This window comes from Pseudomonas sp. XK-1 (genome assembly GCF_038069885.1).
Classification (GTDB): Bacteria; Pseudomonadota; Gammaproteobacteria; order Pseudomonadales; family Pseudomonadaceae; genus Aquipseudomonas.
Window position 1 is genome coordinate 1,099,587 of the sequence record NZ_JBBPES010000001.1, and the last position, 23,108, is coordinate 1,122,694.

At 62.4% G+C, this 23,108-nt stretch carries 22 protein-coding genes; 18 read left to right on the forward strand and 4 right to left on the reverse strand.

All coding sequences use genetic code 11. The features are described from left to right. Window positions 1–8 precede the first annotated feature (8 nt). The 5 genes from ffh to rplS all read left to right on the forward strand — a co-directional run bounded on the left by ffh (window position 9) and on the right by rplS (window position 3,576). Window positions 9–1,382, forward strand: coding sequence for a signal recognition particle protein (gene ffh, locus WMW70_RS04895; protein WP_341436362.1), 1,374 nt, complete (start codon window positions 9–11; stop codon window positions 1,380–1,382). A 251-nt stretch (window positions 1,383–1,633) separates the two neighbouring features. Further along, entirely contained in the window at window positions 1,634–1,885 is a 252-nt protein-coding gene (rpsP, locus tag WMW70_RS04900) for a 30S ribosomal protein S16 (protein ID WP_090239277.1), read from the forward strand. Between the two features lie 5 nt (window positions 1,886–1,890). After that, window positions 1,891–2,427: a ribosome maturation factor RimM gene (gene rimM / locus WMW70_RS04905; RefSeq protein WP_341436363.1), complete on the forward strand. Its 537-nt coding sequence runs from the start codon at window positions 1,891–1,893 to the stop codon at window positions 2,425–2,427. 5 nt (window positions 2,428–2,432) lie between these two features. Then, a complete protein-coding gene (gene trmD / locus WMW70_RS04910; RefSeq protein WP_341436364.1) occupies window positions 2,433–3,185 on the forward strand; it encodes a tRNA (guanosine(37)-N1)-methyltransferase TrmD in 753 nt (250 codons plus the stop codon). A 40-nt stretch (window positions 3,186–3,225) separates the two neighbouring features. Then, complete coding sequence (rplS, locus tag WMW70_RS04915; RefSeq protein ID WP_090248568.1) at window positions 3,226–3,576, forward strand: 50S ribosomal protein L19; 351 nt, start codon at window positions 3,226–3,228, stop codon at window positions 3,574–3,576. Between the two features lie 82 nt (window positions 3,577–3,658). Here rplS and WMW70_RS04920 read toward each other — a convergent pair whose 3' ends face one another. Beyond that, window positions 3,659–4,336 carry a hypothetical protein gene (locus WMW70_RS04920; RefSeq protein WP_341436365.1) on the reverse strand — a complete coding sequence of 226 codons (678 nt, stop codon included), beginning with the start codon at window positions 4,334–4,336 and terminating at the stop codon, window positions 3,659–3,661. A 199-nt stretch (window positions 4,337–4,535) separates the two neighbouring features. Between WMW70_RS04920 and xerD the strand changes: the two genes are divergently transcribed. The 6 genes from xerD (at window position 4,536) to WMW70_RS04950 (ending at window position 10,309) form a co-directional block, all read left to right on the forward strand. Continuing rightward, a complete protein-coding gene (xerD, locus tag WMW70_RS04925) occupies window positions 4,536–5,432 on the forward strand; it encodes a site-specific tyrosine recombinase XerD (RefSeq protein ID WP_341436366.1) in 897 nt (298 codons plus the stop codon). Window positions 5,433–5,525: 93 nt separating this feature from the next. Beyond that, on the forward strand, window positions 5,526–6,263 hold the full coding sequence (locus tag WMW70_RS04930) for a thioredoxin fold domain-containing protein (protein WP_341436367.1): 738 nt from the start codon (window positions 5,526–5,528) through the stop codon (window positions 6,261–6,263). A 113-nt stretch (window positions 6,264–6,376) separates the two neighbouring features. Then, window positions 6,377–7,681 carry a homoserine dehydrogenase gene (locus WMW70_RS04935; protein WP_341436368.1) on the forward strand — a complete coding sequence of 435 codons (1,305 nt, stop codon included), beginning with the start codon at window positions 6,377–6,379 and terminating at the stop codon, window positions 7,679–7,681. Between the two features lie 79 nt (window positions 7,682–7,760). Further along, on the forward strand, window positions 7,761–9,185 hold the full coding sequence (gene thrC / locus WMW70_RS04940; protein ID WP_341436369.1) for a threonine synthase: 1,425 nt from the start codon (window positions 7,761–7,763) through the stop codon (window positions 9,183–9,185). A 90-nt stretch (window positions 9,186–9,275) separates the two neighbouring features. After that, on the forward strand, window positions 9,276–9,536 hold the full coding sequence (locus tag WMW70_RS04945) for a ribosomal protein L7/L12 (protein ID WP_341436370.1): 261 nt from the start codon (window positions 9,276–9,278) through the stop codon (window positions 9,534–9,536). A 38-nt stretch (window positions 9,537–9,574) separates the two neighbouring features. Beyond that, complete coding sequence (locus tag WMW70_RS04950; RefSeq protein WP_341436371.1) at window positions 9,575–10,309, forward strand: substrate-binding periplasmic protein; 735 nt, start codon at window positions 9,575–9,577, stop codon at window positions 10,307–10,309. A 25-nt stretch (window positions 10,310–10,334) separates the two neighbouring features. Here the strand turns inward: WMW70_RS04950 and WMW70_RS04955 are convergent, their stop codons facing one another. After that, complete coding sequence (locus WMW70_RS04955) at window positions 10,335–11,534, reverse strand: CaiB/BaiF CoA transferase family protein (protein ID WP_341436372.1); 1,200 nt, start codon at window positions 11,532–11,534, stop codon at window positions 10,335–10,337. A 258-nt stretch (window positions 11,535–11,792) separates the two neighbouring features. On the opposite strand from WMW70_RS04955, the gene WMW70_RS04960 reads away from it, so the two are divergent. The 3 genes from WMW70_RS04960 to recJ all read left to right on the forward strand — a co-directional run bounded on the left by WMW70_RS04960 (window position 11,793) and on the right by recJ (window position 14,843). After that, window positions 11,793–12,359 (forward strand): rhomboid family intramembrane serine protease, encoded by a 567-nt coding sequence (locus tag WMW70_RS04960; RefSeq protein WP_341436373.1) that lies wholly within the window; start codon window positions 11,793–11,795, stop codon window positions 12,357–12,359. A 97-nt stretch (window positions 12,360–12,456) separates the two neighbouring features. Further along, window positions 12,457–12,996, forward strand: coding sequence for a YaeQ family protein (locus WMW70_RS04965; protein WP_341436374.1), 540 nt, complete (start codon window positions 12,457–12,459; stop codon window positions 12,994–12,996). A gap of 134 nt (window positions 12,997–13,130) precedes the next feature. Further along, complete coding sequence (gene recJ, locus WMW70_RS04970; RefSeq protein ID WP_341436375.1) at window positions 13,131–14,843, forward strand: single-stranded-DNA-specific exonuclease RecJ; 1,713 nt, start codon at window positions 13,131–13,133, stop codon at window positions 14,841–14,843. Between the two features lie 109 nt (window positions 14,844–14,952). On the opposite strand, the gene WMW70_RS04975 is transcribed toward recJ, so the two are convergent. After that, window positions 14,953–15,639, reverse strand: coding sequence for a transglutaminase-like cysteine peptidase (locus WMW70_RS04975; protein ID WP_341436376.1), 687 nt, complete (start codon window positions 15,637–15,639; stop codon window positions 14,953–14,955). Window positions 15,640–15,896: 257 nt separating this feature from the next. Here WMW70_RS04975 and WMW70_RS04980 point away from each other — a divergent pair, with 257 nt between their 5' ends. Continuing rightward, entirely contained in the window at window positions 15,897–16,619 is a 723-nt protein-coding gene (locus WMW70_RS04980) for a tellurite resistance TerB family protein (RefSeq protein ID WP_341436377.1), read from the forward strand. A 254-nt stretch (window positions 16,620–16,873) separates the two neighbouring features. Beyond that, window positions 16,874–18,529: a GMC family oxidoreductase gene (locus WMW70_RS04985; RefSeq protein WP_341436378.1), complete on the forward strand. Its 1,656-nt coding sequence runs from the start codon at window positions 16,874–16,876 to the stop codon at window positions 18,527–18,529. 4 nt (window positions 18,530–18,533) lie between these two features. Here the strand turns inward: WMW70_RS04985 and WMW70_RS04990 are convergent, their stop codons facing one another. Beyond that, complete coding sequence (locus tag WMW70_RS04990) at window positions 18,534–20,195, reverse strand: diguanylate cyclase domain-containing protein (protein ID WP_341436379.1); 1,662 nt, start codon at window positions 20,193–20,195, stop codon at window positions 18,534–18,536. Window positions 20,196–20,366: 171 nt separating this feature from the next. Between WMW70_RS04990 and prfB the strand changes: the two genes are divergently transcribed. Together prfB and lysS are read left to right on the forward strand one after the other, a co-directional pair. Then, a protein-coding gene (gene prfB, locus WMW70_RS04995; RefSeq protein ID WP_341436380.1) for a peptide chain release factor 2 occupies window positions 20,367–21,462 on the forward strand; the annotation gives its coding sequence in 2 pieces (ribosomal slippage) (window positions 20,367–20,438 and window positions 20,440–21,462; 1,095 coding nt in all). Window positions 21,463–21,523: 61 nt separating this feature from the next. Beyond that, window positions 21,524–23,026 carry a lysine--tRNA ligase gene (lysS, locus tag WMW70_RS05000; RefSeq protein ID WP_341436381.1) on the forward strand — a complete coding sequence of 501 codons (1,503 nt, stop codon included), beginning with the start codon at window positions 21,524–21,526 and terminating at the stop codon, window positions 23,024–23,026. Window positions 23,027–23,108: the final 82 nt, after the last annotated feature.

Here is a 23,108-nt window from a genome sequence, read left to right on the forward strand (position 1 = left end):
GAACGCGCATGTTCGAAAATCTGACAGACCGCCTCTCGCAGACCCTGCGAAATGTCACTGGCAAGGCCAAGCTGAGCGAAGACAACATCAAGGACACTCTGCGCGAAGTGCGCATGGCCTTGCTGGAGGCCGACGTTGCCCTGCCGGTGGTCAAGGACTTCGTCAACAAGGTCAAGGATCGCGCGGTTGGCACCGAAGTGTCGAAGAGCCTGACTCCGGGTCAGGCCTTCGTGAAGATCGTCCGTGCCGAGCTCGAAGAGCTGATGGGCGCGGCCAACGAAGACCTGGCGCTGAATGCCGTGCCGCCGGCGGTGATTCTGATGGCCGGCCTGCAGGGTGCGGGCAAGACCACCACGGTCGGCAAGCTGGCGCGCTTCCTTAAAGAGCGCAAGAAGAAGACTGTGCTGGTGGTGTCGGCCGACGTTTACCGTCCGGCGGCGATCAAGCAGCTGGAAACCCTGGCCAGCGATATTGGCGTGACTTTCTTCCCTTCCGATCTCAGCCAGAAGCCGGTGGATATCGCCGAAGCGGCGATCAAGGAAGCCAGGCTCAAGTTTATTGATGTAGTGATCGTCGATACTGCCGGTCGTCTGGCCATCGATGCCGAGATGATGGCCGAGATCCAGGCGCTGCACGCAGCGATCAAACCGGTGGAAACCCTGTTCGTGGTTGACGCCATGACCGGTCAGGACGCCGCCAATACCGCCAAGGCCTTTAATGATGCCCTGCCGCTGACCGGTGTGGTGCTGACCAAGGTCGATGGTGATGCCCGCGGTGGTGCGGCGCTGTCGGTGCGACATATCACCGGTAAGCCGATCAAGTTTATCGGTATGGGTGAGAAGACCGAGGCGCTCGAGCCCTTCCATCCGGAGCGGATTGCTTCGCGCATCCTCGGTATGGGTGATGTGCTCAGCCTGATCGAGCAGGCCGAGCAGACCCTGGACAAGGAAAAGGCCGAGAAACTCACCAAGAAGCTGAAGAAGGGCAAGGGCTTCGACCTCGAAGACTTCCGCGATCAGCTGCAACAGATGAAGAACATGGGCGGCCTCGGCGGCCTGATGGACAAGCTGCCGCAGATGGGTGGCGTCAATCTGGCGCAGATGGGCAATGCTCAGGGCGCGGCCGAGAAGCAGTTCAAGCAAATGGAGGCGATCATCAACTCGATGACGCCTCAGGAGCGTCGTGACCCGGACATCATCAGCGGCTCGCGCAAGCGCCGCATCGCCATGGGCTCCGGCACCCAGGTGCAGGACATTGGCCGCCTGATCAAGCAGCACAAGCAGATGCAGAAGATGATGAAGAAATTCACCGCCAAAGGCGGTATGGCCAAGATGATGCGTGGCATGGGCGGGATGATGCCGGGCGGCATGCCGAAGATGTAAGGAATCCGCGTCGGCAGCGATGTCGGCGCAGACCCTGCCGAAGGCGGGGATTTACAGTAAACCCGCCTTTTGCGGGAGCTGATTGGCCGGGTTGGACAGCGGCCCTCAAGCAGATCTTGATTGCACAGTCCTATGCGCCTGAAAAAGCCATTTGCAAAAGTCCGGATATTCCTTAGAATATGCGGCCTTTCGGGCACCTATGCCCGCCGTGCATTTAGATTTGCAGCACCGACTACAGGAACTATGTTCACATGCTAACGATTCGTCTTGCCCTTGGCGGCTCCAAAAAGCGCCCGTTCTACAAAATCAACGTGACCGACAGCCGTAACCCACGCGACGGTTCGCATAAAGAAGAAATCGGTTTCTTCAACCCGATCGCTCGTGGTCAGGAAGTTCGTCTGTCCGTGAAGCAAGACCGCCTGGCCCATTGGCTGAGCGTTGGTGCACAGCCTTCTGATCGTGTTGCTCAGTTGTTGAAGGACGCTGCTAAGGCTGCGGCCTAAGCAATATGAGCGCGACGCCTGTTTCTACCGATGATTTGATCGTTATCGGCAAGATCTACTCTGTACATGGCGTTCGCGGTGAAGTGAAGGTGTATTCCTTTACTGATCCTGTTGCAAACCTGTTGCAGTACAAGTCCTGGACGCTTAGGCGCGAAGGCAGTGTCAAACAGGTAGAGCTGGTCAGCGGACGCGGGAGTGATAAATTCCTGGTCGCGAAGCTCAAGGGTCTTGATGATCGTGAAGAAGCACGTCTTCTTGCCGGTTATGAGATCTGCGTGCCGCGCAACCTGTTCCCTGAATTAACAGACGGCGAGTACTACTGGTACCAGTTGGAAGGTCTCAAGGTTATCGACCAGGCAGGGCAATTGCTCGGCAAGATTGATCACCTGTTAGAAACCGGTGCCAACGATGTGATGGTGGTCAAACCCTGCACCGACAGTCTGGATGGTCGTGAGCGCCTGTTGCCCTATACCGAGCAATGCGTGTTGTCGATTGATCTGGCCGCTGGCGAAATGCGGGTCGACTGGGATGCGGACTTCTAAGCCTGATGCCAAATCTGCGCGTTGAAGTCATTACGCTGTTCCCGGAAATGTTTGCCGCTATCAGTGATTACGGCATTACCAGCCGAGCGGTGAAGCAGGGGTTGTTGCAGCTGACCTGCTGGAATCCGCGTAGCTACACCACAGACCGTCACCACACCGTGGATGATCGGCCTTTTGGCGGTGGCCCCGGCATGGTGATGAAGATCAAGCCGCTTGAAGATGCTTTGCTTGAGGCGAAGCAGGCTACAGGTGGTGCGGCCAAGGTGATTTACCTGTCGCCGCAAGGTCGCCAGCTGACGCAGTCAGCGGTACGCGAACTGGCCAATGAGGGTGCATTGATCCTGATTGCCGGCCGCTACGAAGGCATTGATGAGCGCTTTATTGAAGCGCATGTCGATGAAGAATGGTCGATTGGGGACTACGTCCTGTCCGGCGGTGAGCTGCCGGCCATGGTGCTGATCGACGCGGTAACGCGCCTTTTGCCTGGTGCATTGGGTCATGCAGATTCGGCCGAGGAGGACTCCTTTACGGATGGCCTGCTCGACTGCCCGCACTACACCCGCCCGGAGGTGTATGCGGATAAACGTGTTCCCGAAGTGTTGCTTAGTGGCAACCACGAACACATCCGGCGCTGGCGTTTGCAGCAGTCCCTTGGTCGGACCTACGAACGACGCGCCGATCTTCTGGAAAGCCGCTCGCTTTCTGGAGAAGAGAAAAAGCTGCTGGAGGAATACGTCCGCCAGCGGGACGATAGTTAATGTATCGATGACCGGCCGAGGCCTGTCTTAGGAGCGCAGCATGACCAACAAGATTATTCAGCAGCTCGAAGCTGAGCAGATGGGCAAAGAGATCCCGACTTTCGCACCGGGTGACACTATTGTTGTCCAGGTTAAAGTGAAGGAAGGCGACCGCCAGCGTCTGCAGGCTTTCGAAGGCGTAGTTATCGCCAAGCGTAACCGTGGCCTGAACAGCGCTTTCACCGTGCGTAAGATCTCCAACGGTGTTGGCGTAGAGCGTACTTTCCAGACCTACAGCCCGCTGGTCGACAGCCTGGCTGTCAAGCGTCGCGGTGACGTACGTAAAGCCAAGCTGTACTACCTGCGTGACCTGTCCGGTAAGGCGGCACGTATCAAGGAAAAACTGGGCTAAGTCTCAGCTTCCTTACAAAAAAGCAGCCTTCGGGCTGCTTTTTGCGTTTCTGGGTCGGGGGTGGCGAAGTGTCTCGGCGGCGCTACCTGTGCAGGTGGATCTTCAGCGAGGCTTGGGACAGGTCGATATCGTTCAGGCTGAGGCTGCCGAAGCTTTGCCCTTGGGGGGCACCGGCGACACGGATATTGTCGAAGCGCAGTTCGCCGATGCTGCTGGGCAGGCGTACGTTGACCGAGCCGTCGGCATTGATCACCGAGCGTGCCTGGCTCGTGTCGTACTGCACGGCGGTCATTGAGGTTTCTGCCTCCAGGCTGTTGAGTACCGGCATTACCAGCTTGCTGAGCTGGCCGACGGTGCCCAGGCCGTCGTCACTGCCGGCCTGCTGGAACAGGCTTTGCAGTACATCTTCCAGACCTTGCGCGCTGACCGTGCTCATTTCCGTGTCACTCATCGGGCGCAGGCCTGAGGGGGGCTCAAATTGACTGATGACGCTGGGCTGGCTGCGCATGATGTCGGCACTGGCAATCTGGAATGGGCTGAGCAGGGCGGCGACCAGGGTGGCGGCTATGCGCAGGTTGCTTTGCTTGGTCAGGGCCTTTTTCAGCTGGCGTTCGCTGAGCAGGCCGCGTTCGATCAGAATCTCGCCTAGGCGTTTCTTGCTGGTGAGCTGTGCCTGGATAGCGGCATCCAGCTGGCTGCGGTCGATCAGCCCCTTGTTGATCAGGATTTGCCCGAGGCGCGAGTGTTGTTGGCTAGACATGGCGATCCCTGCAGTAGTGTGATGGCGTATTGATATCATGGCGATCAAACCTACTACTGTCACCCTTCGAAAGGTAGGGGTTAGGTGATTTTCGCCGGTTTTTCCGCCGTTGGTCGGGCGGTGCCGGATGGTATTAACCCTGGCTCGCTGCATCCGGGCATGGAAAACTAGCGTAGTTCATCTTCCCCAGGTTTTCTTGATGCCCGCCGTCGACCACCCTCTGATTGATCGCTTTCTCGAAAGCCTGTGGCTGGAGAAGGGCTTGTCCGTGCATACCCGCGCGGCCTATCGCAGTGATTTGGCGCTGTTCAACGGCTGGCTGCAGGCGCGGGATTTGGAGTTGGCCAGCGCCGGCCGTGGGCTGATACTCGATCATCTGGCCTGGCGCATGAACGAAGGCTACAAGGCCCGTTCCACTGCACGCCTGCTCTCCGGCTTGCGTGGTTTCTATCGCTTTCTGCTGCGTGAGGGGCTGATTGCCGGCGACCCGACCCTGCAGGTGGACTTGCCCCAACTCGGCCGGCCGCTGCCCAAGTCCCTGTCCGAGGCGGATGTCGAAGCGCTGCTGGCGGCCCCCGAACTGGATGACCCCATCGGCTTGCGCGACCGCGCCATGCTGGAAGTGTTGTATGCCTGTGGCCTGCGGGTGACCGAGTTGATCAGCCTGACCCTGGAGCAGGTCAATCTGCGTCAGGGCGTGCTGCGGGTGTTCGGCAAGGGCAGCAAGGAGCGCCTGGTACCACTGGGAGAGGAGGCTATCGCCTGGATCGAGCGCTACAGCAAGGAGGCGCGGCCCTTTCTGCTGGATGGAAAACCCAGCGACGTGCTGTTTCCCAGTCTGCGCGGCGAGCAGATGACCCGGCAGACCTTCTGGTACCGGATCAAACATCAGGCTCGCGTCGCGGGGATTGCCAAGAGCCTGTCGCCGCATACATTGCGTCACGCCTTTGCCACCCATCTGCTCAATCACGGGGCCGATCTGCGCGTGGTGCAGATGCTGCTGGGGCATAACGACCTGTCGACCACGCAGATCTACACCCATATCGCCCGCGCGCGTCTGCAGGAGCTGCATGCCGAGCACCATCCGCGAGGCTGAGAGCGCCGCCCAGCCTGCCGTAGTCGGTCTCTGCAGGCTTCTATGGTAGGCTGTGTCGATCACCGCTTAGCATGTCGTATGACAGGAGAATTCATGCGTTTTACTCGCACTTTCGCGGCACTGACTCTGGGTCTGGCCAGCAGCGTGGCCATGGCCGCCGATGCCGATCAGGCCATCCGCAAGACCTTGCAGGCCATTCAACCGGATCTGCCGGTCGAGGCCATCGCCGAAAGCCCCATGCCTGGGGTTTATCAGGTGCAGTTGCAGGGCGGGCGTCAGCTTTATGCCAGCGAGGACGGGCAGTTTCTCCTGCAGGGCTATCTGTTCCAGGTCAAGGATGGCAAGGCCGTCAACCTGACCGAGCAGGCGGAAAGCCAGGGCGTGGCCGAGACCCTCGCCGCGATTCCAGCTTCCGAGATGGTGATTTTTGCCGGTAAAGAATCCAAGACGCATATCACCGTCTTTACCGATACCGATTGCGGTTATTGCCAGAAACTGCACAGCGAAGTGCCGGAGCTCAATCGTCTGGGCGTTGAAGTGCGCTATCTGGCTTTCCCGCGCCAGGGCATGGGCAGTGCCGCAGCCAAGGAACTGGTCAGCGTCTGGTGTGCCAAGGACAGGCAACAGGCCATGGATCTGGCAAAAAAACGTCAGCCGGTACCCGAGGCCCAGTGTGACAATCCGGTCGCCAAGCAGTACGCCCTTGGCCAGATGATCGGCGTCACGGGCACGCCAGCCATCGTTCTGGCCAATGGCAAGATCATTCCAGGCTATCAGCCGGCACCACAGCTGGCAAAAATCGCCCTGGAATCCGCCCAGAAATCTAAGTAGTCCGAGCCTGGCGACGGATTGACTAATAAACAGCCGCTTCGTATGGTGCGGCTCTTTTTCTACGGCCGGGGCTTGCTCCGGCCGTTTTACGCAGTGCAGATGGGGAGTTCAGTGTGAAACCGGTCAAAGTAGGCATCTGTGGGCTGGGTACCGTCGGTGGCGGTACGTTGAATGTGCTCAAGCGTAACGCCGAGGAAATTACCCGGCGCGCCGGCCGCGGTATTGAGATCGCCCAGATCGCCATTCGCTCGCCCAAGCCGCAGTACGACACGACCGGCATCAGCCTGACCCAGGATGCCTTCGAACTGGTGAATAACCCCGAGATCGATATCGTTATCGAGCTGATCGGCGGTTACACCCTGGCCAAGGAGCTGGTGCTCAAGGCCATCGACAATGGCAAGCATGTGGTCACCGCGAACAAGGCGCTGATCGCCGTGCACGGCAACGAGATCTTCGCCAAGGCCCGCGAGAAGGGCGTGATAGTCGCCTTCGAAGCGGCGGTGGCCGGCGGTATTCCGGTGATCAAGGCGATCCGCGAAGGTCTGGCGGCCAATCGCATCAACTGGCTGGCCGGTATCATCAACGGCACCGGCAATTTTATCCTCAGCGAAATGCGCGAGAAGGGCCGGGCCTTCGACGACGTGGTGAAAGAAGCCCAGGCCCTGGGTTATGCGGAAGCCGATCCGACCTTCGATGTTGAAGGCATCGATGCGGCGCACAAGCTGACCATCCTGGCGTCGATTGCCTTTGGTATCCCCCTGCAATTCGACAAGGCGTACACCGAAGGCATCACCAAGCTGACCACGGCCGATGTGAACTACGCCGAAGCCCTGGGCTATCGCATCAAGCACTTGGGCGTGGCGCGGCGCACCGACGCGGGTATCGAGTTGCGCGTGCATCCGACGCTGATCCCGGCCGATCGCCTGATCGCCAACGTCAATGGCGTGATGAACGCGGTGATGGTCAATGGCGACGCCGCCGGCAGCACCCTGTATTACGGTGCCGGTGCTGGTATGGAGCCGACCGCCTCTTCCGTGGTGGCCGACCTGGTGGACGTGGTGCGCGCCCTGACCACCGATCCGACCAACCGAGTGCCGCACCTGGCCTTCCAGCCGGATTCGCTGTCCGATCACCCGATCCTGCCGATCGCTGCGTGCGAGAGCGCCTATTACCTGCGCATCCAGGCCAAGGACCATCCCGGTGTGCTGGCCCAGGTGGCGAGCATCCTGTCGGCGCGCGGGATCAATATCGAATCGATCATGCAGAAGGAAGTCGAAGAGCATGACGGCCTGGTGCCGATGATTCTGGTGACCCATCGCGTGGTCGAGGCCCGCATCGACGAGGCGCTGGCCGCTCTGGAAGCCCTGGATGATGTGGTTGGCAAGGTCATGCGCATCCGCGTCGAACAGTTGAACTAACCAGCGGCAGGCCGCACGCGCAACCGGCGCCTGCGGCTTACCGCTTGAAGCTTGCAGCTCAAACCGAAGGTTTGCCCCTATGCGCTATATCAGTACCCGCGGCCAGGCACCGGCCCTGAATTTCGAAGACGTGCTGCTGGCTGGCCTGGCCAGCGACGGCGGCCTCTATGTGCCGGAAAACCTGCCGCGTTTTACCCAGGAAGAAATCGCCTCCTGGGCCGGCTTGCCCTACCACGAGCTGGCGTTCCGGGTGATGCGCCCGTTCGTCACCGGCAGCATCCCGGATGCCGACTTCAAGAAGATTCTTGAGGAAACCTACGCGGCCGGCTCAGGCGGCGTGTTCGCCCACAACGCCGTCGCACCACTGCGCCAACTGAACGGCAACGAATGGGTGCTGGAGCTGTTCCACGGCCCGACGCTGGCCTTCAAGGACTTCGCCCTGCAACTGCTCGGCCGTCTGCTCGACTATGTGCTGGCCAAGCGCAACGAGCGCGTGGTGATCATGGGCGCGACGTCTGGTGATACCGGTTCGGCCGCCATCGAGGGCTGCAAGGCCTGCGACAACGTCGATATCTTTATCATGCACCCGCACAACCGGGTGTCCGAGGTGCAGCGCCGGCAGATGACCACCATCTTCGGCGACAACATCCACAACATTGCCATCGAGGGCAACTTCGATGACTGCCAGGAGATGGTCAAGGACAGCTTTGCCGATCAGGGCTTCCTCAAGGGCACGCGCCTGGTCGCGGTGAACTCGATCAACTGGGCGCGGATCATGGCCCAGATCGTCTACTACTTCCACGCTGCCCTGCAGCTCGGCGGCCCGGCGCGCTCCATCGCGTTCTCGGTGCCGACCGGCAACTTCGGCGACATCTTCGCCGGCTACCTGGCGCGTAATATGGGCCTGCCGATCAGCCAGCTGATCGTCGCGACCAACCGCAACGACATCCTGCATCGCTTTATGAGCGGCAATCAGTATGTGAAGGACACCCTGCACCCGACGCTGTCGCCGTCCATGGACATCATGGTGTCGTCGAACTTCGAGCGCCTGCTGTTCGACCTGCACGGGCGCAATGGCGCAGCGATTGCCGAGCTGATGGCCACCTTCAAGCAGGGCGGCGGCTTTAGCGTCGAGGAAGATCGCTGGACCGAAGCGCGCAAGCTGTTCGACTCCCTGGCAGTGGACGATGCGCAGACCTGCGAGACCATCGCTCAGGTGTATGCCGAGTGCGGCGAGCTGCTCGATCCGCACACCGCCATTGGCGTGCATGCCGCCCGCGAGTGCCGACGCAGTCTGGCCACGCCTATGGTGATCCTCGGTACCGCACACCCGGTCAAGTTCCCCGAAGCGGTGGAGCAGGCCGGCGTCGGCCAGGCTCCGGCATTGCCAGCGCACCTGGCGGATCTGTTCGAGCGTGAGGAGCGTTGCACGGTATTGGCCAACGATCTGAAAACCGTACAGCAGTTCGTGGCTCAGCACGGCAACCGCGGCAAGCCGCTGTAAGTTTGGCGCTGGTCGACAAAGCCGGTACCCGCAAGGGGCCGGCTTTTTTTGCGGCTATGCTCTGGGTGGTTTGCTGGCGCGGAGCGGGCGATGAGCGAGTTCAACGAGGATTTGCCACCGCAGGTGGTGGCGGCGCTTGAGCGTGGGCAGAAGATCGAGGCGATCAAACTGCTGCGCGAATTCAAGGGCATCGGCTTGAAAGAGGCCAAGGAAGCGGTGGACGACTACGCGCCCGGGCGACAGCCGGGCGACGTATCGGTGGTGCAGCCTGGCGGGCATGGGGGTATCTTCTGGTTGTTGAGCTTATTTGCGTTGGGAGCTGCAGTCGCCTGGTTGTTGGGTGCGTTCTAGCGGCGGCTTGTAGTGCGCAGGGGTAGTAGGGTGATGCTGTGAAGTGGTTGAGCAAGGCAATTTTTCTGTTGTCGAGTGCCTGTTCTTCAGCCGGCACCCATGCCGCTACCTTTGAGGTCGGCTTTTATAACTACCCACCGATGATGATCGAGCAGGGTCAAACGGGGATTTATCAGGACATACTCGATGAGCTGGGCAAGCTCACGGGCGACACCTTCAGCGTGCAGTACTACCCCTATCCACGCATTGCCTTGCTGTTCAACGGCGGACAGCTCGATATCGAACCGGGCGTGTATCCGGGCTGGGTGCACCATCAGTCGACCCCGGGGATGTTCTCGGTGCCGTTTGGCAAGGTTGTCGATGTCATGGTGTTTGCGCCGGGCAAGGCGTTCCCAGTGGTGCGGCCCGAGGATTTGCGCGGCAAGTCGGTAGGGCTGGTACGCGGCTATTCATACCCTGACTTACGGGCGATGATCGAGGCGGGGCAGCTCGATCGGCGTAACGCGTTGAACGAAGCGCAGCTGCTGGAAATGCTGGCGAAGTCGCGCTTCGATCAAATCGTGGTCAATAAGGCGATTGTGCAATACAGCCTGACCAGGACCCCGGAGTACCGCCATCTCGAGATCGGCGATGTAATGAGTTCTTTCGATGTCAGCATGCGTGTGCATCCGCGCCACAAGGCCTGGCTGGATAAGCTGGATGCGGCAATTCTGACGCTCAAGCGGCGCGGGGTCATTGAGGCGATCTACGGCAAGTACGGAGTTCGCCTCTAGTGAGCGCGCCCGCGGGCATGGCTGATCAGATGGCACCGTCGCTGCGCAAGTGGGCGATCTGTTCAGGGCTGTAACCCAGGCCACCAAGCACCTGCTCATTGTGCTCGCCCAGTTGCGGGCCGACCCAGTTCACCTCGCCCGGTGTATCGCTCAGTTTGGGCACGATGCCGGGCATCTTGAAAGCCTTGCCATCCGGCAGCCTGGCCGACAGGAGCATCTCGCGGGCGAGAAACTGCGGGTCGTGGAACATGTCCTCGGCGCTGAAGATACGGCTGGCCGGTACTTCGGCCTGGTTAAGTGTGGCCAGCACCTGCTCCAGCGGCAGCGAGCCGACCCAGCGGTCGATCACCCCGTAGAGCTCATCGCGGCGTGCATCGCGGCCATCGTTGCTGGCCAGCGTCACGTCGTCGGCCAGGTCATGGCGGTCGATGGCCTGCATAAAGCGTTTGAAGATCGCATCGCCGTTGGCACCGATCTGGATATGTTTGCCATCGCGGCTGGTGTGGATCGAGGAGGGCGTGATGCCGGGCATGATATTGCCGCTGCGCTCGCGGATAAAACCGAACACATCGAACTCCGGCACCATGGACTCCATCATGGCGAAGATCGCCTCGTACAGCGCCACATCCACCACCTGGCCGCTGCCACCCCTGACCTCGCGCTGGCGCAGCGCCATCAATGCGCCGATCACCCCCCAGAGCGCGGCAATCGAGTCGCCGATGCTGATGCCGGTGCGCACCGGCGGGCGGTCCTCGAAACCGGTGATATAGCGCAGCCCGCCCATGGACTCGCCCACCGCACCGAAGCCCGGTTGATCCTTCATCGGTCCCGTCTGGCCGAAGCCGGACAGGCGCACCATCACCAGCTTGGGGTTGAGCGCATGCAACACGTCCCAGCCCAGGCCGAGCTTTTCCAATACACCGGGGCGGAAGTTCTCGATCAGGATGTCGGCTTCGCTGAGCAGCTTTTTCAGCACCTCCAGCCCTTGCGGGTGCTTGAGGTTAAGGGTGATCGACTGCTTGTTGCGCGCCTGCACAAACCACCACAAGGATGTGCCCTCATACAGCTTGCGCCACTTGCGCAGCGGATCGCCGCCATCGGGGGACTCCACCTTGATCACCTCGGCCCCGAACTCGGCGCAGATGCGTGCGGCGAAGGGGCCGGCGATCAGGCTGCCGAGTTCAATCACTTTCAGGCCGGCGAGGGGTTTGCTGGGCAAGGACATGCTGTCTCCTGGGCTGGGGTGCGCGGCTAAGCCTATTGCATTGCGCGCAGTTGGGCTATTGCTCCAGGCAGTTGCGGCAAGGTACCGGTCGCACTGGTCGAGCCGCTGCAATCTGCCCTCTGGAAAGCCCGGCCGATATCCGGCATAAGGGCTTACTGCCCTGATGGATGCGCTAAACACGATGATGACTGTCGAACCCTGCCTGTATCGGCACCTGTCCAGCCAGTCGCGGCCGGATTGTATGGCCGCTGAGCGACCATGAAAACCTGGCTGCTGGTACGCCTGCAGTTGCTGCTGGGCATTGCCGTGCTGATGCTGCTGGTGCAGGTGGGCAACAGCCTGAGCGGTTACAGCCTGAATATCTGGGGAGTAATACCGCGGCGGCTCGAGTCTTTGCCGGGCATTGTCTTCGCGCCCTGGCTGCACGGCAGCTGGGCGCACCTGCTGAGCAATCTCAGCGGGCTGCTGGTGCTGGGGCTGCTGGCGTTGCTCGAATCGCGGCGCGACTTTATCAAGGCCAGTGTGGCGATACTGCTCGGCAGTGGTCTGCTGGTCTGGGCGTTCGGTCGCGAGGGCATTCATGTCGGGGCCAGCGGCTGGCTGTTCGGGCTCTGGTCGTTGTTGCTGGCGCGGGCCTGGTTTCGCCGCAGCTGGCTGGATCTGCTGCTGGCGGTCCTGCTGTTGCTGTTGCACGGCGGCTGGGTGTTCGGTCTGTTGCCGCAGCAGGGTATTTCCTTCGAATACCATCTGGCTGGCGTACTGTGTGGCGGCCTCTACGCGGTCTGGCGCTATGCGCCGCGGCAGCGGCAACAGCAGGGCGGTTGACTGGGCCTGGCAGCGCCCCGTCGAGCACTCGGGTTCGTGGCGAGGCGGCCTTTGCGGTAGACTTGCCGGCTTATTCGATCAGCCAAGAAGCCCCACCATGGCCCTGCCTTCCACGACCTATAAAATCGAGCTGAACCTCACCGATATGGACCGCAGCGTCTATGAAAACCTGCGTTTCACCGTGGCCAAGCACCCCTCGGAAACCGAAGAACGCCTGGCCGCGCGCCTGGTCGGTTATGCGCTGTTCTATCACGAGCAGTTGGCCTTCGGCCGTGGCCTGTCGGATGTGGATGAGCCGGCGCTGTGGGAAAAGAGCCTGGACGGCCGTGTTCTGCACTGGATAGAGGTGGGCCAGCCGGACAGCGAGCGCATGACCTGGTGCTCGCGGCGTACCGAGAAGTTCAGCCTGGTGGCCTACGGCAACCTGCGCGTATGGCAGACCAAGGAGCTGGACCCGGTACGCAGTCTGAAAAATATCAACGTAGTCGCCCTGGATCAGGAGGCCCTGGCCAAGCTGGCGCTGGATATGCCGCGCTCGCTGAACTGGAGCGTGATGATCAGCGACGGCGAACTGTTCGTCACCGACGAGCGTGGCCAGCATGAGCTGCCGATCGAGTGGCTGATTGGCGAGCGCTGAGGCTTGGATTTGTAGGATGGGTTGAGCGCAGCGATACCCATCAATACCGACAATACGATGGGTATCGCAGGCTCAACCTACGCGGCTCGACCCATCCTACGGTTCGTTTACCTGCACATTGAGATACCCGCCCCATGCGCATTGAAGCCCGTCCGTTACCCGCCACCCTGCCTGATCTGGGCGCTCTTCCTCCGTTGTTGACCCGTCTCTATGCCGCCCGTGGCGTGCAATCGGCGGCCGAGCTGGACAAGGGGCTGGCGCGGCTGATCCCGTACCAGCAGCTGAAGGGCATGGACACCGCGGTCGAGCTGCTGGTGCATGGCCTGGAACAGGGCCAGCGCATGCTGATCGTCGGCGACTTCGATGCCGACGGGGCCACTGCCAGCACGGTAGGAGTGCTCGGCTTGCGTATGCTTGGCGCGGCCCATGTCGACTACCTGGTGCCCAATCGCTTCGAGTACGGCTACGGCCTGACTCCGGAAATCGTTGCGGTGGCGCTTGAGCGTCAGCCGCAGCTGCTGATCACCGTGGACAACGGCATCTCCAGCGTCGAGGGTGTCGCCGCAGCCAAGGCCGCCGGCTTGACCGTGCTGGTCACCGATCACCACTTGCCCGGGGCCGAGTTGCCGGCGGCGGACGCCATCGTCAATCCCAACCAGCCGGGCTGCGACTTTCCCAGCAAGGCCCTGGCCGGGGTCGGGGTGATGTTCTATGTGCTGCTGGCCCTGCGTGCGCGGTTGCGCGAGACGGGCTGGTTTAACGCGCAGCGCCCGGAGCCGAATCTGGCCGAGCTGCTCGACCTGGTAGCTCTGGGCAGCGTCGCCGACGTGGTGCCGCTGGATGCCAATAACCGCATCCTGGTCCATCAGGGCCTGGCGCGGATTCGTGCCGGGCGGGCGCGGGCGGGGCTGCGGGCGATTCTCGAAGTGGCCGGACGCGACCATCGGCGCATCACCTCCACCGACCTGGGCTTTATCCTTGGCCCACGGCTGAATGCCGCCGGGCGACTGGACGACATGGCCCTGGGTATTGAGTGCCTGCTCTGTGACGACGAGGCGCTGGCCCGGGATATGGCCGTGCAGCTGGACCAGCTCAACCAGGACCGCAAGGCCATCGAGCAGGGCATGCAGCGCGAGGCCCTGGCCCAGCTCAAGGATCTGCCGCTGGAAGATATGCCCTTCGGCCTGTGCCTGTTCGAAGCGGACTGGCACCAGGGGGTGATCGGCATCCTCGCCTCACGGATGAAAGAGCGTTATCACCGTCCGACCATCGCCTTTGCCGATGCCGGCGATGGCGTGCTGAAAGGCTCGGCGCGTTCGGTGCCGGGTTTTCATATCCGCGATGCCCTGGACGCGGTGGCAGCCAAGCATCCGCAGCTGATCAGCAAGTTCGGCGGCCATGCCATGGCGGCGGGGCTGTCGCTGCCTGCGGCCAATTTCGCCGCCTTTGCCGCCGCCTTCGATGCCGAAGTGCGTCGCCAGTTGTGCGCGGGCGACCTGACCGGGCGACTGCTCTCGGACGGTAGCCTGGCCGTGGAGGAGTTCCATCTGCCCCTGGCCAAGGAGCTGCGCAACGCCGGGCCCTGGGGCCAGCACTTTCCCGAGCCGCTGTTCCATGGCGTGTTCCAGCTGGTGCAGCAGCGCATCGTCGGCGAGCGCCATCTCAAGGTGGTGCTCAAGAGCGAATGCGGCAGCGTGCAGCTCGATGGCATCGCCTTTGGCGTCGACCGCGAGGTATGGCCGAACCCAACGGTGCGCTGGGTCGACCTGGCCTACAAACTCGACGTCAACGAGTACCGCGGCCAGGAGACGGTGCAGCTGCTGATCGCCCATATTCAGCCGCGTTAGTCATGGCTCGCTGGTGCTTTTGTGGCCCGGATGCAATCCGGGGCGCGGAGTCAGCCACACAATATTCCCGGATTTCATCCGGGCTACGCTCTGGGTTTGTTGGACGCGCTTAGCTGCGCGGTACGGGCGCGGCCGAGCCATCGGCCATGGCTCGCTCGGTCAGCTCGTTCCAGCGTGCAAGAAACTGCGGCGGCTGGCTGACGCGCTGCGGGGCCTTGGCCAGAAACACCCCCAGATCGTTGAAGGAATACACCGGCAGCAGGTCGCTGCGCTCGCTGGCGGGGCGGATAGCGGGGTCGAGGTTGTCGAGAATCAGCGGCTCGGCATTGGGGTTGGCATAGTAGGTCAGCACCATATGGGCCTGGTTCTGCTTGAGCGCCTTGACGAAGGTCAGGCGCAGCTTCTCGCTTGGCACGCCCAGGCTTACCAGGCTGAAATATTTGGCGATGGCGAAGTCTTCGCAGTCGCCCATGCCCCGGCCTAGAGTCTGTGCCGGGGTCGCCCAGTAATCCTGCTGCCCCCAGGCCTGCTGGTCGCTGACAAAACTCACCGAGCGATTGACGAAGCGGTTGACCCGCTCCAGCAGGGCGCGATTATCCTCACCCTTGGCGCTTTCCAGTAGCAGCTGCCAGCTGGCCAGGCGCGCCGCGTTCTGGGCGTCGGCCATTGCGCTGCCCTGGGGGCTGGCTTGCGCCGCGCCCAGTGGGCCGAACAGGCAGACGCCCAGCAGCAGACCGGCAAGGGGCTTGAGGTGCAGGCGCAGGTGCAGGCGCAGGCGCAGGGGCGATGGGGGCATGGGTGACGGGTTCCCGGCTCAGGCACTTGGTAGCCTTTGGCCATAGATTTGTTTTGTGTCGCCATCCTACCGGCGTCAAATAGTGAACGGCTACCGGCACTGTGTGACGGCGTCCACTATTTGACATGTCTTGCGCCGGTTAACCGACGAACAGCCACTGGCCCAGCAATATCGTGCAGCACTCGATTTGCTGAATCCCGAAACCCCTGGTTGTAAAGTCGCTCTATTGAGGTGCCTACCTATCTGGAGAACGCTGCATGAATACCCGTGGATTGCTCGATCAGTTACTTAAATCCGGTCAGGACATGCTGCAAAAGCAGGGTGGCCAGGCCTCGGCCCGGGGTTCGGCACCTGCAGGCCTGGGTGGGCTGCTGGGCAGCGGCGGCGGGCTGGGCGGTCTGTTGTCCGGCGCGACGGGTGGGGCGTTGGCTGCCGGGGCCATGGGTCTGCTGCTGGGCAATAAGAGCGCGCGCAAGCTGGGCGGCAAGGCCCTGACCTATGGCGGTCTGGCCGCGCTGGGAGTGATTGCCTACAAGGCCTATGGCAATTGGCAGGCGCAGCAGGCCGCGGCTCCGCAGGGCGAGCCGCAGACGCTGGATCGCCTGCCGGCGGCTCAGGTTGAACAACATAGCCAGGGGATTCTCAAGGCCCTGGTAGCCGCAGCCAAGGCCGATGGCCATGTCGATGCGCGCGAGCGGCAGTTGATCGAGGGCGAATTCGTCAAGCTGACCCAGGATGTCGAGTTGCAGCACTGGCTCGAGGCCGAGCTGAACAAACCCCTCGACCCGGCTGAGGTGGCGCGCGCAGCCACTACCCCGGAGATGGCTGCCGAGATGTATGTCGCCAGCGTACTGATGGTCGACGAGGAGCACTTTATGGAGCGTGCCTACCTCGAGGAGCTGGCCCGTCAGCTCAAGCTCGACCCGGCCTTGAAGGGCGAGCTGGAGGCTCAGGTACGGGTGGAGCTAAGCGCCGGTTGATACCGTTCGCTAGCCCGGATGCCATCCGGGGGTGGTTTTCGGGTGTTTTGTAGGCGGCCCATGCTTGTCTTAGGGCGTGCCTGCAAAAAGCATCGCGGGCATGGCCCTATGTTCTGCGAGGCTAGCGCCTAAGCGAACGCAGGGCCTGCTGTCATTCACCGCGTTTATCCCAGAGCAAAAGTTCGTGCCCCTCGGCTTGCCGAGCGGCTAGGCTGTTGTCCATTCGAACAACAATGGCTACAGCGAGGTCGCCGATGCAGGATCCCCTGGACAGCTACGACTACCTGATCGTGGGGGCCGGCCCCGCCGGTTGTCTGTTGGCCAATCGGTTGTCGGCGAACCCGGCGGTGCGGGTGTTGCTGCTGGAGGCCGGCGGGCGCGACAACTACCCCTGGATTCATATCCCGGTCGGCTACCTCTATTGCATCGGCAACCCGCGTACCGACTGGTGCTATGACACCGTGGCCGAACCGGGTCTGAACGGGCGGGCGCTGAAGTACCCGCGGGGGCGCGTGCTAGGCGGCTGTTCCTCGATCAACGGCATGATCTACATGCGTGGCCAGGCCCGCGACTACGATGGCTGGGCTGCTGCGGGCAATCCCGGCTGGGCCTGGGACGATGTCCTGCCGCTGTTCAAGCGTACGGAAAACCACCATGGCGGCAGCAGTGCGGTGCACGGTGCGGCGGGGGAGTGGCGGGTCGAGCGCCAGCGTCTGTCCTGGCAGGTGCTGGAGGCGTTCCGCCAGGCGGCCGAGCAGAGCGGCATCGCCAGCATCGAGGATTTCAACGGCGGCGATAACGAGGGCTGCAGCTACTTTCAGGTCAATCAGCGCCGTGGCGTGCGCTGGAATGCTTCCAAGGCCTTTCTCCGCGATATTCGCCAGCGTCCCAACCTGCGCGTGCTGACCAATGCCGAGGTGCAGCGGGTGGTGCTGGCCGATGGTCGCGCCAGTGCCCTCCGGCTGCAGTGGCGGGGGCGTGAGCTGCAGATCGCGGCGCGCCGGGAAATCATTCTCTGCGCCGGTGCCATCGGTACCCCGGCACTGCTGCAGCGTTCCGGGATCGGCCCGCGGCCCCTGCTGCAGCGCCTGGGTATCGGCGTGCAGCATGAGCTGGCCGGGGTCGGCGCGAATCTGCAGGACCATCTGCAGCTGCGCCTGATCTACAAGGTCAGTGGCGTAACCACCCTCAATCAACTCGTCGCCAGCCCCTGGGGCAAGCTGGGCATGGGCCTGGAGTACCTGTTCAAACGCAGCGGGCCGCTGGCCATGGCCCCCAGCCAGCTGGGCGCGTTTGCCCGCTCCAGCGTGGCGCAGCCATCGGCCAATCTGCAATACCATGTGCAGCCGCTGTCGCTGGAGCGTTTCGGCGAGCCGCTGCATGGCTTCCCGGCCTTTACCGCCTCGGTGTGCAACCTGCGGCCCTACAGCCGCGGCAAGGTCGAGATCCGCTCGCTGGATGCCGCAGCTGCGCCGCTGATTCAGCCCAACTATCTGAGCGATCCTCGCGACCTGCAGGTGGCCGCCGATGCCATTCGCCTGACCCGGCGCATCGTCGCGGCACCGGCCCTGGCGGCCTTCAAGCCGGAGGAGTACAAGCCCGGGCCGAGTTACCAGAGCGAGGAGGATCTACAGCGGGCGGCGGGGGAGATCGGTACGACGATTTTCCATCCGGTGGGCACCTGCAAGATGGGTCGGGGTCGCGATGCCGTGGTCGATGCGCAACTGCGCGTGCATGGCGTACCGGGGCTGCGGATTGCCGACGCCTCTATCATGCCGAACATCGTTTCGGGCAATACCTGTTCGCCGGTGCTGATGATTGCCGAGAAGGCTGCCGAATTGATCCTGGCACCGTCCGGGCACCACACGCCGGCATCCGCGGGTGCGGCGCGCCAGGCACTGGTCGAATAGCCTGCTAGTCGCTCTGGGTCTTGCCTGGGGTCGGTTCGGCCTGGCCATGGAAGGCCGCGCAGTTCTTGCCGGCATGCTTGGCGCGGTATAGCGCCTGGTCGGCCAGCTCCAGGGTGGTTTCGATCTGATCGTTGTCCAGTGGCCAGAGTGCGCCGCCAATGCTGCAGCCGATCTGCATCAGCTGGCCGTTGAGGGTAACCGGTGCCTGCAGGGCCGCCAGGGTGCGCTGGGCAATCAGTCGGGCCTGGTCCCGGGCATCGCTCTCGGGTACCTGCAGGAGCATAAGGAATTCGTCCCCGCCCAGGCGCGCCACCAGATCGCCCTCGCGCAGGCAGCCGCGTAAGCGGATGGCCACCTCGCGCAGCAGCTGGTCACCGACCGCATGGCCGAACTGGTCGTTGATCGGCTTGAAGCCGTCCAGGTCCAGGTAGAGCAGCGCCAGGCAGCTATGGTTGACCCGGCAGCGCTGCTGGGCGCGGGGCAGATAGTGCTCCAGGGCGACCCGGTTCGGCAGGCCGGTCAGCAGGTCATGGTGGGCCAGGATTTCCATGGCACCCAGGGCGTTCTGCTGGTGGGTCAGGCTTTCCACCAGGTGGCGAATCGAGTGGCTGAGGATTTCGATCTCGCGGGTGCCTTGCAGGTCTGGAATCACGCTGATCTCGCCGGCGCTGAGACGGTCCGCCGCTTGCGCGATCTGTCGCAGCGGGCGGGTGAAGTAGCCTGCGAGCAACCAGCCGAGGAAGGCGAACAGCAGGGCCAGGCCGATGCCCCAGAACAGGATGTTGTAGGTCAGCTCACGGGCCGGGGCGTAGGCCTCCTCCAGCGCCTGGCGCGCGATCACCGTCCAGCCCAGGCCGGGATAGTCCTTGTAGCCCTGACTGGTGGCCAGGCCGGTGAGGTAGTGCTTGCCGTCCGGCCACTCCTGCACGGCCCAGTCGCCCTGGCCGTTGCGCAGCGTGTCGAGGGCGGGCAGGTGCAGGCGTTGGCCGATCATCTCCTTGGGGGCCAGCAGCACCGTACGGTCTGCGCCTATCACGAAGAACTCGACATTGCGCCGCTGCTGGATTGGTTCGAGGATCGACAGGCGCACCTCGTCGGCCCAGCCCCAGGACAGGTGGGAGGCCAGCACACCGACCAGTTCGCCCGCCTGGCTATGCACCGGCAGGCTGATATCGACGAACTTCATCGCCTCACCAGTGGGGTTGGGCAGCAATTTGGCCAGTAGCACGGCCTCATGCACGTCGCCAATAAATAGGCCCTGCTTGCCCTCCAGGTAGACCGGGCGCTGGGCAATGCTGACGCCTTCGAGGATGCCGTTGCTCGATGCCCGCACCTCGCCCGCAGCGTCGGTGAAGCCGATCCAGGCAATGCTGGGGAACTCCACCTGCAGGCGGTCGAGCAGGCGACGCACCTCGCCGAGGTCGTTGGGCGCGCTCAGGGTACGCAGCTGACCGAGTACTTGAAGCATGCCGGCGCGGCTTTGCATATCGCGGTCCAGGCGGTCGACCATCATAAATGACACTTCGGCCAGATCGCGGCCGACTTCCTCGCGGATACGCTGGCTGGAGTCCTGGCCAATCAGGGTGCCGAGCAGCCAGCTCAGGAGCGAAACCAGCAGGGCGATCAGAATGGCGAAACGGCTGCGCAGGCTGTGCGATGAACGCATGGGCACCGGGTTCCTTGTTAATGAGCGGGCATTGTGGCCGCACGTCCGATTATAGTGTGTCGTCGCTCCCGGGGCGTGTGACATGCAGCTGATTACGGGCTGCCAGGGGCGGCCGGACTGGGGTATACTCGCCGGCTTTTCCGAAAGTTTGACCTGCGAGTGCCGCCAGCCATGGAAATCAACCCGATCCTGAACAGCATCAAGGACCTGTCCGAGCGCACCCTGACTATTCGGGGGTATCTTTGACTACGATCACAAACATGATCGGCTGGTCGAAGTAAACCGCGAGCTGGAAGACCCGAACGTCTGGAACAACCCCGAATACGCCCAGAATCTCGGCCGTGAGCGTGCCTCCCTGGCACTGATCGTCGACACCCTCGACGATCTCAATAGCAGCCTGGCCGACTCGCGCGATCTGCTGCAGATGGCCGCCGAAGAAGAAGACCAGGCCGCCGTCGATGATGTCGCGGCCGAGGTCGAGCGCCTGCGCGATATCCTCGAGAAGATGGAATTCCGCCGCATGTTCAGCGGCGAGATGGACGCCAACAACGCCTACCTGGATATCCAGGCCGGCTCCGGCGGCACCGAAGCCCAGGACTGGGCCAACATGCTGCTGCGCATGTACCTGCGCTGGGCCGACAAACGGGGCTTTGACGCCACCATCATGGAGCTGTCCGCCGGCGAAGTCGCCGGGATCAAGGGCGCGACCCTGCATATCAAGGGCGAGTACGCCTTCGGCTGGCTGCGCACCGAGATCGGCGTGCACCGCCTGGTGCGCAAGAGCCCGTTCGACTCCGGCAACCGTCGCCACACCTCGTTTACCGCGGTGTTCGTCTCGCCGGAAATCGACGACAACATCGAGATCGAGATCAACCCGGCCGATCTGCGCATCGATACCTATCGCTCCTCCGGGGCCGGTGGTCAGCACGTCAACACCACCGACTCGGCGGTGCGGATCACCCACGTGCCGACCAATACCGTGGTCAGCTGCCAGAACGAGCGCTCCCAGCACGCCAACAAGGACACCGCCATGAAAATGCTGCGGGCCAAGTTGTACGAGCAGGAAGTGCAGAAGCGCAACGCCGCCTCCCAGGTGCTGGAAGACAGCAAATCGGATATCGGCTGGGGGCACCAGATCCGCTCCTATGTGCTCGACCAGTCGCGGATCAAGGATCTGCGTACCAGCGTCGAACGTAGCGATTGCGTCAACGTGCTCGACGGCGATATCGACGAGTATCTGGTGGCCAGCCTGAAGCAGGGGCTGTAAGACATTTCACTCCCTCTCCCGCCGGGCAGAGGGAACGAATCAGTGACGGAACTTGATGACCATGAGCGACCAACAACTCGACCACCACGAACTGCTGCAGGAAGAAAACAAGCTGATTGCCCTGCGCAAGGAAAAGCTTGCCGCCGCGCGTGAGCAGGGCAATGCCTTCCCCAACGATTTCCGTCGCGACAGCCTGTGCGCGGATTTGCAGAAACAGTACGCCGACAAGACCAAGGAAGAGCTGGCCGAAGCCGCCATCCCGGTCAAGGTCGCCGGTCGCATCATGCTCAACCGCGGCTCCTTCATGGTCATCCAGGACATGAGCGGGCGCATCCAGGTCTACGTCAACCGCAAGACCCTGCCGGAAGAGAAGCTGGCCGAGGTCAAGCACTGGGACCTGGGCGATATCATCGCCGCCGTTGGCACTCTGGCCCGCTCCGGCAAGGGCGACCTCTATGTGGAAATGACCGAAGTGCGCCTGTTGACCAAGTCACTGCGCCCGCTGCCGGACAAGCACCACGGCCTGACCGACACCGAGCAGCGCTATCGCCAGCGCTACGTCGACCTGATGGTCAACGAGGAGGTGCGCCAGAGTTTCCGCGTGCGCTCCCAGGTGATCGCCCATATCCGCAGCTTCCTGATGCAGCGCGACTTCCTCGAAGTGGAAACGCCGATGCTGCAGACCATTCCCGGCGGCGCGGCGGCCAAACCGTTCGAGACCCACCACAACGCTCTGGACATGCAGATGTTCCTGCGTATCGCGCCTGAGCTGTACCTCAAGCGTCTGGTGGTAGGCGGCTTCGAGAAGGTCTTCGAGATCAACCGCAACTTCCGTAACGAAGGCGTCTCGACCCGGCACAACCCCGAGTTCACCATGCTCGAGTTCTACCAGGCCTATGCCGACTACGAAGACAACATGGACCTCACCGAGGAACTGTTCCGCGAGCTGGCCCTGCTGGTGCTGGGTACCACCGACGTGCCCTATGGCGACAAGGTGTTCCACTTCGGCGAGCCGTTCGTGCGCCTGTCGGTGTTCGATTCGATCCTCATGTACAACCCCGAGCTGACCGCCGCCGATCTGACCGATATAGACCGGGCCCGCGAAATTGCCAAGAAGGCCGGGGCCAAGGTGCTCGGGTTCGAAGGCCTGGGCAAGCTGCAGGTGATGATTTTCGAAGAGCTGGTCGAGCACAAGCTGGAGCAGCCGCACTTCATCACCCGCTATCCGTTCGAAGTCTCGCCGCTGGCCCGTCGCAGCGACGACGATCCAAGCGTTACCGACCGCTTCGAGCTGTTTATCGGTGGTCGTGAAATCGCCAACGCCTACTCCGAGCTGAACGACGCGGAAGACCAGGCCGAGCGCTTCCATGCCCAGGTGGCCGACAAGGACGCCGGCGACGACGAAGCCATGCACTACGATGCCGATTTCGTCCGCGCCCTGGAATACGGCATGCCACCGACCGCCGGCGAGGGCATCGGCATCGACCGCCTGGTGATGCTGCTGACCAATGCGCCGTCGATCCGCGACGTGATCCTCTTCCCGCATATGCGCCCGCAGGCCTGATCGCCTTGAAGCCGCCTACGGGCGGCTTTTTATTGCCCGGATAGAATTGGTTTTGGCTGTTAACGGACTAAATAGTGAAGAA

What these genes read in the sequence shown, in the direction of transcription:
- ffh (WP_341436362.1), top strand. Translation starts at nt 9, where the DNA reads ATGTTCGAAAATCTGACAGACCGCCTCTCGCAGACCCTGCGAAATGTC.
- rpsP (WP_090239277.1), top strand. Translation starts at nt 1,634, where the DNA reads ATGCTAACGATTCGTCTTGCCCTTGGCGGCTCCAAAAAGCGCCCGTTC.
- rimM (WP_341436363.1), top strand. Translation starts at nt 1,891, where the DNA reads ATGAGCGCGACGCCTGTTTCTACCGATGATTTGATCGTTATCGGCAAG.
- trmD (WP_341436364.1), top strand. Translation starts at nt 2,433, where the DNA reads ATGCCAAATCTGCGCGTTGAAGTCATTACGCTGTTCCCGGAAATGTTT.
- rplS (WP_090248568.1), top strand. Translation starts at nt 3,226, where the DNA reads ATGACCAACAAGATTATTCAGCAGCTCGAAGCTGAGCAGATGGGCAAA.
- WMW70_RS04920 (WP_341436365.1), bottom strand. Translation starts at nt 4,336, where the DNA reads ATGTCTAGCCAACAACACTCGCGCCTCGGGCAAATCCTGATCAACAAG.
- xerD (WP_341436366.1), top strand. Translation starts at nt 4,536, where the DNA reads ATGCCCGCCGTCGACCACCCTCTGATTGATCGCTTTCTCGAAAGCCTG.
- WMW70_RS04930 (WP_341436367.1), top strand. Translation starts at nt 5,526, where the DNA reads ATGCGTTTTACTCGCACTTTCGCGGCACTGACTCTGGGTCTGGCCAGC.
- thrC (WP_341436369.1), top strand. Translation starts at nt 7,761, where the DNA reads ATGCGCTATATCAGTACCCGCGGCCAGGCACCGGCCCTGAATTTCGAA.
- WMW70_RS04945 (WP_341436370.1), top strand. Translation starts at nt 9,276, where the DNA reads ATGAGCGAGTTCAACGAGGATTTGCCACCGCAGGTGGTGGCGGCGCTT.
- WMW70_RS04955 (WP_341436372.1), bottom strand. Translation starts at nt 11,534, where the DNA reads ATGTCCTTGCCCAGCAAACCCCTCGCCGGCCTGAAAGTGATTGAACTC.
- WMW70_RS04960 (WP_341436373.1), top strand. Translation starts at nt 11,793, where the DNA reads ATGAAAACCTGGCTGCTGGTACGCCTGCAGTTGCTGCTGGGCATTGCC.
- WMW70_RS04965 (WP_341436374.1), top strand. Translation starts at nt 12,457, where the DNA reads ATGGCCCTGCCTTCCACGACCTATAAAATCGAGCTGAACCTCACCGAT.
- recJ (WP_341436375.1), top strand. Translation starts at nt 13,131, where the DNA reads ATGCGCATTGAAGCCCGTCCGTTACCCGCCACCCTGCCTGATCTGGGC.
- WMW70_RS04975 (WP_341436376.1), bottom strand. Translation starts at nt 15,639, where the DNA reads ATGCCCCCATCGCCCCTGCGCCTGCGCCTGCACCTGCGCCTGCACCTC.
- WMW70_RS04980 (WP_341436377.1), top strand. Translation starts at nt 15,897, where the DNA reads ATGAATACCCGTGGATTGCTCGATCAGTTACTTAAATCCGGTCAGGAC.
- WMW70_RS04985 (WP_341436378.1), top strand. Translation starts at nt 16,874, where the DNA reads ATGCAGGATCCCCTGGACAGCTACGACTACCTGATCGTGGGGGCCGGC.
- WMW70_RS04990 (WP_341436379.1), bottom strand. Translation starts at nt 20,195, where the DNA reads ATGCGTTCATCGCACAGCCTGCGCAGCCGTTTCGCCATTCTGATCGCC.
- lysS (WP_341436381.1), top strand. Translation starts at nt 21,524, where the DNA reads ATGAGCGACCAACAACTCGACCACCACGAACTGCTGCAGGAAGAAAAC.